A 15,140-nucleotide genomic window follows, 5' to 3' on the forward strand; every position below is an offset into this window, starting at 1 on the left:
TGGCCGCTGTAAAGCGGCCTTTTTTATTGTTTGCGTTTAGCGACCAGAGTGAATTTGTAGTCGTCGGTGTTAAACACGTTGCGGCTATATTCAAATACCTGGCCATCTTTCAGAAACCCGCGGGACACTTTTTCCAGTATCGGTTTTGCCGGATCGAGCGCCAGTGCGGCGATTGCTTCTTGCGAAGGCATGATCGGCACCAGCTCCTGCTCACTGCGGTCGATAACCATCTTTTTAATTTGTTCGATGTAATGATATTTGGAGTTTTCCATCACCGCCCAGGTGAGGTCGTCGAACATTGCCAGCGGCATCCACGTCTCTTCCAGATTCACGGGTTTTTGCTTAATAAAACGTACGCGTTTGATATGCCAGACGTTGTCATCAGGGCGAATGTTGAGTTTTTCCGCGAGTTTCTCATCCGCTTTGATCACTTCGAATGTTTTTACGTCGCTATGGGTATCAACGTTTCGATCCGCCAGTTTTTCATAAAAACCGGTGAGTTGATAAATGTCGTAATTAACTCGCTCCTCTTTGACATAGGAGCCGCTGCCCTGAATGCTCTCAATAATGTGCTCTTCGGTGAGCAGTTTCAGTGCCTGTCTCACCGTTACCCGACTCACGCTAAAGGCTTCCTGCAGACTGGATTCCGTCGGTAACGCATCACCAGGTTTTAACTCACCGGCGTTGATTTGCTCGCGAAGCGCATCGGCTATCTGCCGGTACATCGGTTTATTGCCCATATCATCTGCCTTTCTAATACCTTTTAACGGAATTATGCCTTCAGATTATAATTTGTAAACAATGCAAATTAAATACAAATTGTTATGTTTAGTTGAAAGTGATCACATAAATGTATTGTTTTGTCTGCCACACTCGATCCCGAAAAATAACCATTGAGTGTGAGGATCTTTATGGACCTGACGACCCTGACCCACCCCAGCGCAGTCTGTGTGCAGGCGAGATATACCAGCCGTGATGAGGCAATACGCCAGCTCACCCAGCGGCTGGTGGCACTGGGCAAAATTGCAGATAGTGAGACATTTTTGGCTGATGTCTTTCACCGGGAATCGCTTGGCCCTACCGCGCTGGGAGAAGGCCTGGCGGTACCGCATGGCAAATCTGGCGCAGTGAAAGAGGCCGCTTTTGCGGTAGCAACATTACGGGAGCCGCTGGCCTGGGAAGGTGTCGATGGCCCGGAAAACGTCGAGCTGATTGTCCTGCTCGCCATTCCCCCTGCTGAGGCGGGTTCAACGCATATTCAGGTGTTGACGGAACTGACATCTCACCTGGCGGATGATGTGCTTCGGGCGCGGGTGATGGCGGCAACCACGGCAGAAGCGCTGCTTGCCGCGTTAAATGATGTGCCACAGGATGAAGATGTTATCGCGTCAGAAGATGCGCCCACTGTTGTCTGTGTGACGGCGTGTCCGGCCGGGATTGCGCATACCTACATGGCTGCTGAGTACCTTGAAAAAGCCGGGCGCAAACTCGGCGTGAACGTGGTGGTTGAAAAACAGGGGGCGAACGGCATTGAAGGACGCCTTACCCCTGAGCAACTGCAGGAAGCTCGCGCCTGTATTTTTGCGGCAGAGGTGGCTATCAAGGAAAGTGAGCGTTTTCAGGGGATTCCCTCGCTATCAGTGCCTGTCGCGGAACCGCTGCGACATGCTGAGGCGTTGATTGAGCGCGCGCTCGCATTACAGCCCTCACAGGGCGCGCGCCCTGTGCAAACAGAAACTGAGGCGAGAAAGAGCGTTAAAACGGAACTCAAGCAGGCGCTTCTCAGCGGGATCTCCTTTGCGGTGCCGCTTATTGTCGCCGGGGGCACGGTGCTGGCCGTCGCAGTGTTACTGGCGCAGATCTTTGGATTGCAGCATCTGTTCGATCAGGAAAATTCGTGGCTGTGGATGTACCGCAAACTCGGTGGCGGCATGCTCGGCATTTTAATGGTGCCTGTGCTGGCAGCCTACACCGCGTACTCGCTTGCGGATAAACCCGCGCTGGCTCCGGGCTTCGCTGCCGGTCTTGCTGCCAACATGATCGGCTCAGGTTTTTTGGGCGCGATCGCAGGTGGTTTGATTGCGGGTTATCTGATGCGTTGGGTGAAAAACCATATCCGTCTCAATAATCGCTACAACGGTTTCTTAACCTATTACCTCTACCCGGTTCTCGGTGTGCTGGGCGCAGGCAGTCTGATGCTGTTTGTGATTGGCGAGCCGGTGGCATGGCTGAACAACACTCTGACGGCCTGGCTTAACGGTCTATCCGGCGCCAATGCGCTATTACTCGGTACGCTCCTCGGTTTTATGTGTTCGTTCGATCTGGGCGGGCCTGTCAATAAAGCCGCGTACGCATTCTGTCTGGGGGCAATGGCCAACGGTGTATATGGCCCTTACGCCATTTTTGCCTCTGTCAAAATGGTATCGGCGTTTACCGTCACAGCGTCAACGATGCTGGCCCCGCACCTCTTCAAACAGTTTGAAATCGAAACCGGTAAATCAACGTGGCTTCTCGGGCTAGCGGGTATCACAGAAGGGGCGATCCCAATGGCGATTGAAGATCCTGTCCGGGTTATTGGTTCGTTTGTACTTGGATCGATGGCAACGGGTGCGATTGTTGGCGCGATGGGGATCGGCTTGTCTACGCCAGGGGCGGGGATTTTCTCCCTCTTTTTACTTCATGACGCGGGGCTGGGCGGTGTGGTCGCTGCGGCGGGCTGGTTCACTGCGGCATTGGCAGGTACCACCCTCTCTACGCTCGTTTTGCTGCTCTGGCGACGTCAGGCCGTCAAAAAGGGCAAATACATCACAGAAGACGTTACGCCGTAAAACTCACTAACAGGAAACGAAGATGAAAGCTGTATCTCGCGTTCATATTACACCGCATATGCACTGGGACCGTGAGTGGTACTTCACCACCGAAGCGTCGCGTATTCTTCTGGTCAATAATATGGAGGAGATCCTGACCCGCCTGGAGCAGGACGATGAGTATAAATATTACGTTCTTGATGGGCAGACGGCGGTGCTGGAGGATTACTTCGCCGTGGTGCCTGAAAACCGGCCACGGGTGAAGGCGCTGGTCGAGCGTGGAAAGCTGATTATCGGTCCGTGGTATACCCAGACCGATACCACGATTGTCAGCGGTGAGTCGATTGTCCGCAACCTTATGTACGGCATGCGTGACTGCATGGCGTTAGGTGAGCCGATGAAAATTGGCTATCTGCCGGACTCGTTTGGTATGTCCGGGCAACTTCCGCATATCTACAATGGGTTTGGCATTACCCGTGCCTTGTTCTGGCGTGGATGTTCTGAACGTCACGGAACCGATAAAACCGAGTTTTTTTGGCAGAGTACAGACGGCAGTGAAGTGACGACACAAGTGCTGCCGCTGGGCTACGCGATTGGTAAGTACTTACCGGAGGACGAAGACGGGTTGCGGAAACGACTCGATAGCTATTTTGATGTGCTGGAAAGCGCCTCTGTAACCAGAGACATTTTGCTGCCCAATGGCCACGACCAGATGCCGTTACAGCAGAACATTTTTGCGGTGATGGATAAGCTTCGTGAAATCTACCCGCAACGTAAATTTGTAATGAGTCGGTTCGAGGAGGTGTTCGAGCGGATTGATGCACATCGTGATGAACTGGCGACGCTGAAAGGCGAGTTTATTGACGGGAAATATATGCGCGTGCACCGGACAATCGGCTCGACACGTATGGATATCAAAATCGCCCATGCGCGCATTGAGAACAAAATCGTCAATATCCTTGAGCCGCTGGCGACGCTCGCCTGGACGCTGGGCTTCGATTATCACCATGGCTTACTGGAAAAAATGTGGAAAGAGATCCTCAAAAATCACGCTCACGATAGCATCGGCTGCTGCTGCAGCGACAAGGTACATCGAGAGATTGTCTCCCGGTTCGAGCTGGCCGAAGACATGGCCGATAACCTGACGCGTTTCTATATGCGCAAGATTGTCGACAACATGCCGCAAAGTGATACCGATAAGCTGGTCATGTTCAACCTGATGCCCTGGCCGCGTGAAGAGGTGATGAACACCACAATACGTCTGCGCGCCAGCCAGTTCCGTCTGCTTGATGAGAAAGGTAACGAGATCCCGTATTTCATCCGTAGTGCGCGAGAGCTCGACCCAGGTCTTATTGACCGGCAGATTGTCCATTACGGCAATTACGAACCGTTTATGGAGTTTGATATCCAGCTGAATCAAATCCTGCCGTCGATGGGGTACCGAACGCTGTTTATCGAACCGAATGTTGCCGGGAAGGTGCTTTCCCCGGAGAGAGAAACAGAAACCCTGCTGGAAAATGCCTTCTGGCAAATAGAGATAAACGACGACGGCACGCTGCGTCTGAGGGACAAAGAATCCGGGTGTATTTATGACCGGGTGCTGGAAGTCGAAGAGAGTTCGGATGATGGCGACGAGTATGACTACTCGCCTTCGCGAGAAGAGTGGCGACTCACTTCAGCACAAGGAGAGCATGATGTTGAGGTGGTGCATGAGGGGTGGCGGAGCAGGGCGGTAATCCATCATCGGATCGCCGTTCCGGCAAATCTGGCCGAGCGTTCGGCGCGTCAGCGAAAGGGGTCTCTTGACGTAGCGTTTGAAGTCACTCTTGCGCACAACAGCAGACGCATTGATGTTGACGTGCGTCTGGATAATCAGGCAGATGATCACCGTGTTCGGGTGCTCATCCCTACGCCATTTACCACGCAAGAGGTGCTGGCCGATACGCAGTTTGGCTCGATCACCCGCCCGGTACAGGACCCGGCGATGGAAAACTGGCAGGAAGAGGGCTGGAAAGAAGCGCCGGTGCCCGTCTGGAATCTATTGAACTACGCCGTTCTTCGGGAAAGGAGAAACGGACTTGCGTTGTTCACTGAGGGACTGCGCGAATTTGAGGTCGTGGGCGAGAACAAAAAAGCATTTGCCTTGACCTTATTGCGCGGTGTGGGATTACTCGGCAAAGAGGATCTGTTGTTGCGGCCAGGCAGGCCGTCGGGTATCAAACTGCCTGTTCCTGACTCTCAGGTTCGTGGCCGGTTAACCTGTCGTTTTAGTCTGTTCAGTTTCAGTGGAACGCCGGAAAACGCGGGTGTCGCGCAGCAGGCCAAATCGTGGTTAACGCCCGTGCAGTGCTATAACAAAATTCCCTGGGATGCGATGAAACTGAATCGCTCGTCGTTTACCACGCCGGAAAGTTACAGTCTGTTAGCCCTTTCGCCCACGGGATGCGTGCTCAGTGCGCTCAAGAAGGCGGAAGATCGTGACGAACTTATTCTTCGCCTGTTCAATCCTTCGACGTTCAGCGCATGTGACACGACGTTATCCGTGAACCCGACGGTGAAACGGTGCTGCGAGACGGATATGAATGAACGGATAACGGGCAGGGAAGAGATGCAGGGCATTGTGGGAGGGTTTAGACCTGGAGAGTCGCGCACTTTTAGCCTCCTTATCGACCGATAGCCGGTGATGCCCGTAAAAGGCCACAGGGAGTGTGGCCTTTTATACTAAATAGTCACAGTGCGGTGTTAACTTATGGGGTAATAAAAGTGAATTAAATGTAATTTTGCGGTTTTGCGGAAGAAAAATGGAAAAATAATTAGAGAAGACTATTCTTTATTGTTTACCTCTATGTGAAATGGCATTGTTCTGCTGCGTTAATTAAAATCACTTCTGTTCATATTTTTTCCCGTCTTCGATAACCAATTACACTTTCGAACGCACATGTCATTAACAAGAATTTTACCATTCTTACCACGATTAAACATGGTTAACATTGAAGTTTGTTTTTGATTTAAATCAAAGTTTAATCCTTGGAAAAAGGTACTGAAAAGCGCTAAATTGTCCCCGATCAAAATGGCCGAAAAGTGGTAATTTTGCTATAAATTGATCACCGTCGAAAAACGTAAATGTGATTCAATAAAAACCTGTTTATTGTAAGGGTTTTGCAGCGTATTATATTTGCGGGATCAATTTGAGTTTTTTATTAACGTATTTGTAACCTGACGTCATCGTTTTTATCCTCCCTCAGGGTAATAACGACGACAGGGATGCGAATAATTTGTATTGGGGCATGCGTGTGGATCTCTCTCTGACGGGGTTCACTCTCGGAGTCTTCATGCGATGAGCAAGGAGTCATGATGTTAGATATAGTCGAACTGTCGCGCTTACAGTTTGCCTTGACCGCGATGTACCACTTCCTGTTTGTGCCACTGACGCTCGGTATGGCGTTCCTGCTGGCCATCATGGAAACGGTATACGTTCTCTCCGGCAAACAGATTTATAAAGATATGACCAAGTTCTGGGGCAAGTTGTTTGGTATCAACTTCGCACTGGGTGTGGCTACCGGTCTGACCATGGAGTTCCAGTTCGGGACTAACTGGTCTTACTATTCCCACTATGTAGGGGATATCTTCGGTGCGCCGCTGGCCATTGAAGGTTTGATGGCCTTCTTCCTCGAATCCACCTTTGTAGGTCTGTTCTTCTTCGGTTGGGACCGTCTGGGTAAAGTCCAGCATATGGCAGTGACCTGGCTGGTGGCATTAGGTTCGAACCTGTCCGCGCTGTGGATCCTGGTGGCGAACGGCTGGATGCAAAACCCAATCGCGTCTGATTTCAACTTCGAAACTATGCGTATGGAGATGGTCAGCTTTGCCGAGCTGGTACTGAACCCGGTTGCGCAGGTTAAATTCGTTCACACCGTGGCATCTGGCTATGTGTGTGGCGCGATGTTTATCCTGGGTATCAGTTCTTACTACATGCTGCGTGGTCGTGACTTTGCATTTGCTAAGCGCTCTTTCGCTATCGCTGCAAGTTTCGGTATGGCCGCAATCCTCTCTGTTATCGTCCTGGGTGATGAATCCGGTTACGAAATGGGTGACGTGCAGAAAACCAAACTGGCTGCTATCGAAGCTGAATGGGAAACGCAACCGGCCCCTGCTGCCTTTACCCTGTTCGGTATCCCGGATCAGGATGCGCAGCAAAACCACTTCGCCATTCAAATTCCTTACGCGCTGGGCATCATCGCAACCCGTTCTGTTGACAAACAGGTGACGGGGCTGAAAGAGCTGATGGTGCAGCATGAAGGCCGTATCCGTAACGGTATGAAAGCTTACGCACTGCTGGAACAGTTGCGTGCTGGCTCGACCGACCAGGCTGTGCGTGACCAGTTCAACGACGTGAAGAAAGATCTGGGTTACGGTTTGCTGCTGAAGCGCTATACCCCGAATGTGTCTGATGCGACGGAAGCTCAGATCCAGATGGCAACCAAAGACTCCATTCCGCGTGTTGCACCGCTGTACTTCGCATTCCGTATCATGGTGGGCTGCGGCATCATCATGCTGCTGATCATCGCGGCGTCCTTCTGGTCTGTTATCCGCAACCGCATCGGCGAGAAGAAATGGCTGCTGCGTACTGCGCTGTACGGTATTCCACTGCCATGGATCGCGATTGAATCCGGTTGGTTTGTTGCAGAGTATGGCCGTCAGCCATGGGCAATTGGTGAGGTGCTGCCAACGGCGGTAGCGAACTCCTCCCTGACAGCGGGCGACCTGATCTTCTCCATGCTGCTGATTTGTGGTCTGTACACCCTGTTCCTGGTGGCTGAACTGTTCCTGATGTTCAAGTTCGCGCGCCTTGGCCCAAGCAGCCTGAAAACCGGTCGCTATCACTACGAGCAGTCCACTGCGACTACTCAGCCGGCACGCTAAGACAGGAGTCATCAAATGATCGATTATGAAGTATTGCGTTTTATCTGGTGGCTGTTGATCGGCGTTCTGCTGATCGGTTTCGCTGTCACGGATGGTTTCGACATGGGGGTGGGGATGCTCACCCGTTTCCTCGGTCGTAATGACACCGAGCGTCGAATCATGATCAACTCCATCGCCCCGCACTGGGACGGTAACCAGGTGTGGCTGATCACCGCAGGCGGCGCGCTGTTCGCTGCCTGGCCGATGGTGTACGCGGCTGCGTTCTCCGGTTTCTACGTGGCGATGATTCTGGTGCTGGCGTCTTTATTCTTCCGTCCGGTTGGTTTCGACTACCGTTCCAAGATTGAAGACACCCGCTGGCGCAACATGTGGGACTGGGGCATTTTCATTGGTAGCTTCGTTCCACCGCTGGTGATCGGCGTGGCGTTCGGTAACCTGTTGCAGGGCGTACCATTCCACCTGGACGAATACATGCGTCTTTACTACACCGGTAACTTCTTCCAGTTGCTGAATCCGTTTGGTCTGCTGGCAGGTGTGGTAAGCGTAGCGATGATCATCACTCAGGGCGCAACCTATCTGCAGATGCGTACTGTCGGTGAATTGCACCTGCGTTCCCGTGCGACGGCTCAGGTTGCTGCGCTGGTCACGCTGGTCTGCTTTGCACTGGCTGGTGTGTGGGTGGTGTACGGAATTGATGGCTACGTTGTGACGTCTGCGATCAACCATACTGCGCCGTCTAACCCGCTGACCAAAGAAGTGGCGCGTCAGGCCGGTGCATGGCTGGTGAACTTCAATACGACGCCTGCGCTGTGGGCTATCCCGGCACTGGGCGTGCTGCTGCCGCTGCTGACGGTTCTGACGTCTCGTCTGGAAAAAGGCGCCCTGGCGTTTGTGTTCTCTTCATTGACCCTGGCGTGCATTATCCTGACTGCAGGTATTGCAATGTTCCCATTCGTGATGCCATCCAGCACCATGCTGAATGCTAGCCTGACCATGTGGGATGCAACCTCCAGCCATATGACGCTGAACTTAATGACTTATGTTGCTTGCGTGTTCGTTCCGATTGTTCTGGCCTACACCATCTGGTGTTACTGGAAAATGTTCGGACGTATTACTAAAGAACATATCGAAAGCAACACCCACTCTATGTACTAAGTAAGGAGCTGAATATGTGGTATTTCGCATGGATTTTAGGGACGCTTCTTGCCTGTGCTTTTGGTGTCATCACTGCCCTGGCGCTTGAGCACGTTGAAGCGACTAAAGCGGGTGAAGAAAAACACTAATGAACATTATCGCAAGGTTATATGCGGTAATGGATAAGCGCCCGTTACGGGCGCTTTCTTTAGTGATGGCATTACTGCTGGCAGGTTGTATCTTCTGGGACCCTTCGCGCTTTGCAGCGAAAACCAGCGAGCTTGAAATCTGGCACGGTTTCCTCATTATGTGGGCGGTGTGTGCAGGTGTGATTCACGGCGTGGGCTTTCGTCCGAAAGCCGTTCACTGGCAGGGCATCTTCTGTCCACTTATCGCTGATCTCGTTCTGCTTGCTGGATTGATTTTCTTCTTCTTCTGAATAAGAAATGTCCGTTAACGTTATGGGCTTACCCAAGCCCATAAAAATTTACTCTCCGTTTACTTTCTCCCATTCCAAACCACCTTTCCCGCGCGTATAGTAGCGAAGTTTAAAAGAGTTAACTTTTATTGCATTACCGGGATGTAAAGTGAATACAACGCTGTTTCGATGGCCGGTTCGTGTCTATTACGAAGATACCGATGCCGGTGGTGTGGTTTACCACGCCAGCTACGTTGCTTTTTATGAACGGGCACGCACAGAGATGCTGCGCCATCATCACTTTAGTCAACAGGTGCTGTTGGCTGAGCGAGTTGCCTTCGTGGTACGCAAGATGACGCTTGAGTATTTTGCGCCTGCCAGACTCGACGATATGCTCGAAGTCCAAACTGAAATTACATCAATGCGCGGGACCTCACTGGTTTTCACGCAGCGGATAGTCAATGCAGAGAACACCGTACTGAACTCAGCTGAGGTACTGATTGTCTGTGTTGATCCAACCATAATGAAGCCTCGTGCGCTTCCTAAGTCTATTGTCGCGGAGTTTAAGCAGTGACTGACATGAATATCCTTGATTTGTTCCTGAAGGCAAGCCTTCTGGTTAAACTTATCATGTTGATTTTGATTGGTTTTTCAATCGCATCCTGGGCCATCATCATCCAGAGAACGCGTATCCTCAATGCCGCTGGTCGTGAAGCTGAAGCGTTTGAAGATAAGTTCTGGTCGGGTATTGAGCTTTCTCGTCTGTATCAGGAAAGCCAGGGACGCCGTGAAAACCTTACGGGCTCCGAGCAAATTTTCTATAGCGGTTTCAAAGAGTTTGCCCGCTTGCACCGTGCAAACAGCCATGCCCCGGAAGCGGTAGTAGAAGGTGCCTCGCGTGCGATGCGTATCTCCATGAACCGTGAACTGGAAAACCTTGAAACGCATATTCCTTTCCTGGGGACGGTAGGTTCTATCAGCCCGTATATCGGTCTGTTTGGTACGGTGTGGGGGATCATGCACGCCTTTATCGCACTCGGTGCGGTGAAGCAGGCGACATTGCAGATGGTTGCCCCGGGTATTGCAGAAGCACTGATTGCGACCGCTATCGGTCTGTTTGCGGCAATCCCGGCGGTTATGGCTTACAACCGTCTGAACCAGCGCGTGAACAAACTGGAACTGAACTACGACAACTTTATGGAAGAGTTCACTGCGATTCTGCACCGTCAGGCGTTTACCAGCACCGAGAGCAACAAGGGGTAAACCATGGCCAGATCGCGTGGACGAGGTCGTCGCGAGCTCAAGTCCGAAATCAATATCGTTCCACTGCTGGACGTGCTGTTGGTACTGCTGCTGATCTTCATGGCGACAGCGCCAATCATTACCCAGAGCGTGGAAGTGGATCTGCCGGATGCGACAGAATCACAGGCGGTGAGCACCAATGACGATCCTCCGGTCATCATTGAGGTTTCCGGCGTAGGGCAATACAGCGTGGTGGTAGAAAAAGATCGTATGGATCAGTTACCTCCTGAGCAGGTTATTGCTGAAGCACAGCGTCGCCTGGAGTCAAATCCGAAAACGGTCTTCTTAATCGGTGGCGCAAAAGACGTACCATACGATGAAATTATTAAAGCGCTGAACTTGCTACATAGTGCGGGTGTTAAGTCAGTTGGCTTAATGACTCAACCTATTTGATCATCCGCGTAGTTTTTGGGAACCGATAGTGTCAAAGGCAACCGAACAGAACGACAAGCTTAAGCGAGCGATAATCGTCTCCGCAGTGCTGCACGTTATTCTCTTTGCAGCGCTGATCTGGAGTTCGTTCGACGAGCATATTGATGCATCAGCCGGCGGCGGTGGAGGCTCTTCCATTGACGCCGTGATGGTGGATCCCGGTGCGGTAGTACAGAACTATAATCGCCAACAACAGCAGAAGGCGAGTGCCAAACGGGCTGAAGAGCAGCGTGAAAAACAGGCGCAACAGCAAGCGGAAGAGCTGCGTGAAAAGCAGGCCGCAGAGCAGGAGCGTCTGAAGCAGCTTGAGAAAGAACGTTTGCAGGCGCAGGAAGCGGCGAAAGAGCAGGCACAGCAGCAGAAACAAGCTGAAGAGGCTGCGAAGAAAGCACAGGAACAGCAAAAGCAGGCAGAGGAAGCGGCAGCAAAAGCCGCAGCGGACGCCAAAGCGCAGGCTGATGCCCAGGCCAAATTAGCGGCCGAAGCGGCGAAAAAAGCCGCTGCTGATGCTCAGAAAAAAGCTGAAGCAGAAGCTGCGAAAAAAGCCGCTGCTGATGCTCAGAAGAAAGCTGAAGCAGAAGCCGCGAAGAAAGCCGCTGCTGATGCCCAGAAGAAAGCAGAAGCCGAAGCCGCGAAGAAAGCTGCTGCTGATGCTCAGAAGAAAGCTGAAGCCGAAGCTGCTAAGAAAGCTGCTCAGGAAGCAGAGAAAAAAGCTGCTGCTGACGCCGCGAAGAAAGCAGCTGCCGCAGAGAAAGCGGCTGCAGAAAAAGCGGCTGCCGCTGAAAAAGCTGCCGCTGACAAAAAAGCTGCAGCTGAGAAGGCTGCTGCCGATAAGAAAGCCGCAGCTGAAAAAGCGGCTGCGAAAAAGGCTGCTGCTGCGGAGAAAGCCGCTGCCGCTGCGGGCGTTGACGACCTGCTGGGCGATCTCAGTTCTGGTAAGAATGCGCCGAAAACTGGCGGTGGGGCGAAAGGAAACAACGCAGCGCCGACGGGAAGTGGTAACACTAAGAGTAACGGTGCTACTGGCGCTGAGATCAATGACTATAAGAACCAGATAGCTGCGGCTATATCCAGCAGGCTTAACGATAAATCGCTGTATACCGGGAAAACGTGCAGGCTGCATATTAAGCTGGCTCCTGACGGACTGGTGAAGAGCGTTGAGTCAGAGGGCGGGGATGAAGCATTATGCCAGGCCGCGCTTGTGGCGGTTAACCAGGCCAAATTGCCTAAGCCGCCTACTCAGGCTGTCTACGAGGTATTCAAAGATGCTTCGCTGAACTTTAAGCCATAAGCAGAGCGGTAACGGTATCCCCGTTAACGGGTTCTGATAGTTTTGTGTATATGAGTTTGTTAACCTTCTGCTAAATTATCCAGGACTTATTGTTCGGATAAGGGAGATATGATGAAGCAGGCATTACGATTAGCTTTTGGTTTTTTAGTACTGTTAACTGCAACAGTACATGCAACGGTCAGCATTGATATTACTGACTGGAACGACTCGGCACGCCCAATCGGTGTTGTCCCGTTCCAGTGGGCCGGTCCTGGTGCTGCGCCTGAAGATGCCGGTGGCATCGTGGCGGCTGACCTGCGTAACAGCGGTAAATTCAACCCGTTAGACCGTTCTCGTCTGCCTCAGCAGCCGGGTAGCGCGCAGGAAGTACAGCCTGCTGCATGGTCTGCTCTGGGGATTGATGCCGTGGTTGTGGGTCAGGTTACGCCTAACCCTGACGGCTCCTACAATGTTGCCTGGCAGCTGGTTGATACCGGTGGTGCGCCGGGTACCGTTCTGGCACAGAACTCCTACAAGGTCACTAAGCAGTACCTGCGCTACGCTGCTCATGCTGCCAGCGATGCGGTATTCGAAAAACTGACGGGCATTAAAGGTGCGTTCCGTACCCGTATTGCCTATGTGGTACAGACTAACGGTGGTCAGTTCCCTTACGAACTGCGCGTATCTGACTACGACGGTTACAACCAGTTCCTGGTGAAACGTTCTTCCCAGCCTCTGATGTCTCCAGCATGGTCTCCGGATGGCGCTAAACTGGCTTACGTTACCTTCGAAAGCGGCCGTTCTGCGCTGGTTATCCAGACGCTGGCTAACGGTGCTGTTCGTCAGGTGGCCTCATTCCCTCGTCACAATGGTGCGCCTTCATTCTCTCCGGATGGGTCTAAACTGGCGTTTGCGCTGTCTAAAACCGGTAGCCTGAACCTGTACGTGATGGACATTGGCTCTGGTCAGATTCGCCAGGTGACTGATGGTCGTAGCAACAATACTGAACCTTCATGGTTCCCGGACAGCCAAAATCTGGCATTTACCTCTGACCAGGCAGGCCGTCCGCAAATCTATAAAGTGAATGTCAACGGCGGTGCTCCGCAGCGTATTTCCTGGGAAGGTACACAGAACCAGAACGCAGACGTGAGCAGCGACGGTAAGTTTATGGTAATGGTGAGCTCCAACGGTGGGCAGCAGCACATTGCCAAACAAGATCTGGTAGCGGGTGGCGTGCAAGTTCTGTCGTCAACGTTCCTGGATGAAACGCCAAGTCTGGCACCTAACGGCACTATGGTAATCTACAGCTCTTCTCAGGGGATGGGATCTGTGCTGAATCTGGTTTCTACAGATGGGCGTTTCAAAGCGCGTATTCCGGCAACTGATGGACAGGTAAAATCACCTGCCTGGTCGCCGTATCTGTAAATAATAATTAATTGATTACTAAAGGAATCATAGAAATGCAACTGAACAAAGTGCTGAAGGGGCTGATGATCGCTCTGCCTGTAATGGCAATCGCAGCGTGTTCTTCTAACAAGAACGCAAGCAATGACCAGAGCGGCGAAGGCATGATGGGTGCCGGCACCGGTATGGACGCGAACGGCAATGGCAACATGTCTTCTGAAGAGCAAGCGCGTCTTCAGATGCAGCAGCTGCAGCAGAACAACATCGTTTATTTCGATCTGGATAAATACGACATCCGTTCTGACTTCGCTGCGATGCTGGATGCTCACGCTAACTTCCTGCGTAGCAACCCATCTTACAAAGTCACCGTAGAAGGTCACGCGGACGAACGTGGTACTCCTGAGTACAACATCTCCCTGGGTGAACGTCGTGCTAACGCTGTTAAAATGTACCTGCAGGGTAAAGGCGTTTCTGCTGACCAGATCTCCATCGTTTCTTACGGTAAAGAAAAACCTGCAGTACTGGGTCACGACGAAGCGGCTTACTCCAAAAACCGTCGTGCCGTACTGGTTTACTAAGAGAATTGCATGAGCAGTAACTTCAGACATCATCTGTTGAGTCTGTCGTTACTGGTTGGAATAGCGGCCCCCTGGGCCGCTTTTGCTCAGGCACCAATCAGTAGTGTCGGCTCAGGCTCGGTAGAAGACCGGGTCACTCAACTCGAGCGTATTTCTAACGCTCACAGCCAGCTTTTAACCCAACTCCAGCAACAACTTTCCGATAACCAAAACGATATTGACTCTCTCCGTGGCCAGATTCAGGAAAGTCAGTATCAGCTTAACCAGGTTGTGGAACGCCAGAAGCAAATCTTGTTGCAGATAGATAGCCTGAGCAGCGGTGGTGGTGCAGCACAAGCACAGCCGGCAGCGGGCGATCAGAGCGGTGCGGCAACTTCTGCGCCAGCCCCGGCGGCTGATGCTTCTGCTTCAACAGGAGCGCCTGTACAAAGCGGTGACGCGAATACGGACTATAACGCGGCCATTGCCCTGGTACAGGATCAATCTCGTCAGGATGACGCGATTGCGGCGTTTCAGAACTTTGTTAAGAAATACCCTGATTCCACTTATCAACCAAATGCGAACTACTGGCTTGGTCAGTTGAATTACAACAAGGGTAAAAAGGACGATGCGGCGTTTTATTTTGCCTCTGTGGTGAAAAATTACCCGAAATCGCCAAAAGCGCCAGATGCGATGTATAAGGTCGGCGTGATCATGCAGGACAAAGGCGACACTGCGAAAGCCAAAGCGGTTTATCAGCAGGTGGTCTCAAAATTCCCGGGTACCGAAGGTGCTAAGCAGGCGCAAAAACGTCTGAATTCGATGGGATGATTATCGCATGACCAGAAATCGCGTTATTTCTGGTCGTGCAGCATGATTACTAAGCAGTTAAG

The 15,140-nt window shown here is 52.0% G+C and carries 14 protein-coding genes; 13 read left to right on the forward strand and 1 reads right to left on the reverse strand.

Annotated features, from left to right (window positions below; all coding sequences use genetic code 11):
* Positions 1–23: 23 nt before the first annotated feature.
* Positions 24–740, reverse strand: a complete 717-nt coding sequence (locus HED65_RS09525) for a GntR family transcriptional regulator (protein ID WP_114978390.1) — start codon at positions 738–740, stop codon at positions 24–26.
* A 171-nt stretch (positions 741–911) separates the two neighbouring features.
* Between HED65_RS09525 and mngA the strand changes: the two genes are divergently transcribed.
* The 13 genes from mngA to cpoB all read left to right on the forward strand — a co-directional run bounded on the left by mngA (position 912) and on the right by cpoB (position 15,078).
* Positions 912–2,828 (forward strand): PTS 2-O-a-mannosyl-D-glycerate transporter subunit IIABC, encoded by a 1,917-nt coding sequence (gene mngA / locus HED65_RS09530; protein WP_114978391.1) that lies wholly within the window; start codon positions 912–914, stop codon positions 2,826–2,828.
* A 22-nt stretch (positions 2,829–2,850) separates the two neighbouring features.
* Positions 2,851–5,484 carry a mannosylglycerate hydrolase gene (gene mngB / locus HED65_RS09535; RefSeq protein ID WP_114978392.1) on the forward strand — a complete coding sequence of 878 codons (2,634 nt, stop codon included), beginning with the start codon at positions 2,851–2,853 and terminating at the stop codon, positions 5,482–5,484.
* Between the two features lie 677 nt (positions 5,485–6,161).
* On the forward strand, positions 6,162–7,730 hold the full coding sequence (gene cydA / locus HED65_RS09540; RefSeq protein WP_028019427.1) for a cytochrome ubiquinol oxidase subunit I: 1,569 nt from the start codon (positions 6,162–6,164) through the stop codon (positions 7,728–7,730).
* 15 nt (positions 7,731–7,745) lie between these two features.
* A complete protein-coding gene (gene cydB, locus HED65_RS09545) occupies positions 7,746–8,885 on the forward strand; it encodes a cytochrome d ubiquinol oxidase subunit II (protein WP_028019426.1) in 1,140 nt (379 codons plus the stop codon).
* Between the two features lie 14 nt (positions 8,886–8,899).
* The gene (gene cydX / locus HED65_RS09550; protein ID WP_003858598.1) at positions 8,900–9,013 is read left to right on the forward strand and encodes a cytochrome bd-I oxidase subunit CydX; all 114 of its coding nucleotides are present in this window, start codon (positions 8,900–8,902) and stop codon (positions 9,011–9,013) included.
* Complete coding sequence (gene ybgE / locus HED65_RS09555; protein WP_028019425.1) at positions 9,013–9,303, forward strand: cyd operon protein YbgE; 291 nt, start codon at positions 9,013–9,015, stop codon at positions 9,301–9,303. Before cydX ends, ybgE begins: the two co-directional genes overlap by 1 nt.
* A gap of 148 nt (positions 9,304–9,451) precedes the next feature.
* Positions 9,452–9,856: a tol-pal system-associated acyl-CoA thioesterase gene (gene ybgC, locus HED65_RS09560; protein ID WP_003858593.1), complete on the forward strand. Its 405-nt coding sequence runs from the start codon at positions 9,452–9,454 to the stop codon at positions 9,854–9,856.
* Positions 9,853–10,545: a Tol-Pal system protein TolQ gene (gene tolQ, locus HED65_RS09565; RefSeq protein WP_114978393.1), complete on the forward strand. Its 693-nt coding sequence runs from the start codon at positions 9,853–9,855 to the stop codon at positions 10,543–10,545. The genes ybgC and tolQ overlap by 4 nt, the downstream gene beginning before the upstream one ends.
* Before the next feature lie 3 nt (positions 10,546–10,548).
* Positions 10,549–10,977 (forward strand): colicin uptake protein TolR, encoded by a 429-nt coding sequence (gene tolR, locus HED65_RS09570; protein WP_003858589.1) that lies wholly within the window; start codon positions 10,549–10,551, stop codon positions 10,975–10,977.
* Positions 10,978–11,005: 28 nt separating this feature from the next.
* Positions 11,006–12,307, forward strand: coding sequence for a cell envelope integrity protein TolA (tolA, locus tag HED65_RS09575; protein WP_114978394.1), 1,302 nt, complete (start codon positions 11,006–11,008; stop codon positions 12,305–12,307).
* Positions 12,308–12,418: 111 nt separating this feature from the next.
* The gene (gene tolB, locus HED65_RS09580; RefSeq protein ID WP_114978395.1) at positions 12,419–13,711 is read left to right on the forward strand and encodes a Tol-Pal system beta propeller repeat protein TolB; all 1,293 of its coding nucleotides are present in this window, start codon (positions 12,419–12,421) and stop codon (positions 13,709–13,711) included.
* 35 nt (positions 13,712–13,746) lie between these two features.
* A complete protein-coding gene (pal, locus tag HED65_RS09585; RefSeq protein ID WP_003858578.1) occupies positions 13,747–14,268 on the forward strand; it encodes a peptidoglycan-associated lipoprotein Pal in 522 nt (173 codons plus the stop codon).
* 9 nt (positions 14,269–14,277) lie between these two features.
* Complete coding sequence (gene cpoB / locus HED65_RS09590; protein ID WP_108090576.1) at positions 14,278–15,078, forward strand: cell division protein CpoB; 801 nt, start codon at positions 14,278–14,280, stop codon at positions 15,076–15,078.
* Positions 15,079–15,140 lie beyond the last annotated feature (62 nt).

Source organism: Pantoea sp. LS15 (genome assembly GCF_012241585.1).
Lineage (GTDB): Bacteria > Pseudomonadota > Gammaproteobacteria > Enterobacterales > Enterobacteriaceae > Enterobacter.